Annotated in this window: 1 protein-coding gene; it reads right to left on the minus strand. The window is 62.4% G+C overall.

Going from position 1 to position 1006, the window contains the following annotated elements; genetic code table 11:
• Window positions 1–1006 (minus strand): CHASE2 domain-containing protein (locus NW819_RS14005; RefSeq protein WP_414414122.1); only part of this gene is annotated, 1006 nt, incomplete at both ends.

A 1006-nucleotide genomic window follows, 5' to 3' on the forward strand; every position in this document is an offset into this window, starting at 1 on the left:
CTCCGCACCGCTGACGCGAACGTAGGGGGGGACGATAAAGCACCAAAAGCAGTCCCGTTCCCACTCCCAGCAGCAAGACCACCGCAACCGCCACCCCCCCCGGCACGGATTGGTAGACCTCCCCGGTGAGCAGGCTGGAGAGGACTTGCGCCTGCAGCTCCACCGCCGCAATCTGGGATCCATCCGCAGTCCGCACCGGGAAGGTTTCGGGGTAGCCGCCCACAAAACCCACCAGGACAATTTTGTCCCGCAATTGGTCGGCAACTTCGGGGTCAAGGGGAGGGATCCCTTCTTGGCCGCGGCAGGCTTGGCTGGGGTTGATCATCGGGGCAACAGACCCGGATCCTGCCTGGAGAACAGCTGGAGGGCAAACCCGTTCGATGGGGATGATGGGGATCCCGTGCTGGGAGCCGAGGGGGTTGAATTGAATCGGCTGCAAACCCCGTTCTCGAAACCAGCGGCTGGCCCGCTCCGGGTCGTATTTGGCAAAAGCCAGAGCCTCGACCGAGGCGAACATCTGCTCCTCTTGGCTGTCGCGGCGCAGGTAGAGCCCCCGCAACTGGGCCTGGCGCAGGATCCCGGCCCTATCCACCTGATATTGCACCACCCCCTGCACATGCTCTGGCGGCACCAGGTACTCCAGCCGCAGAGAAGAGAAGGGCAGAAAATGGTTGTAGATGTTAATCTCGGAGCGGCCAAAGCTCTCGCTGCTGCGGGTGGCCAGGACCAAGCGATCTGGGTAGCGCTGCACCACCTGACGCAGAGGGGCATCTAAGTTCTCGTTGCCCAGGTTTTGAGGTACCACAAAGCTGCTGGGCAGGTTTAGCACCACCACCCTGGCCTCAGCTTCTTCCAGTAGACGCAACGTCAGGCCGGCGTAGTTGGCCCGTTCCAGAAGGAAGTCAACTTGATGTTGGCCAAGGTGCTCTGCACCACTGGTGCGGCCATTGCTTTCCCCCTGTCCGCTGTTCCCGTTAGCGGGAACGTGCTCCGCACCGCTGTCGCG

It is taken from the genome of Synechococcus sp. R8-2 (genome assembly GCF_047461715.1).
Lineage (GTDB): Bacteria > Cyanobacteriota > Cyanobacteriia > Thermostichales > Thermostichaceae > Thermostichus.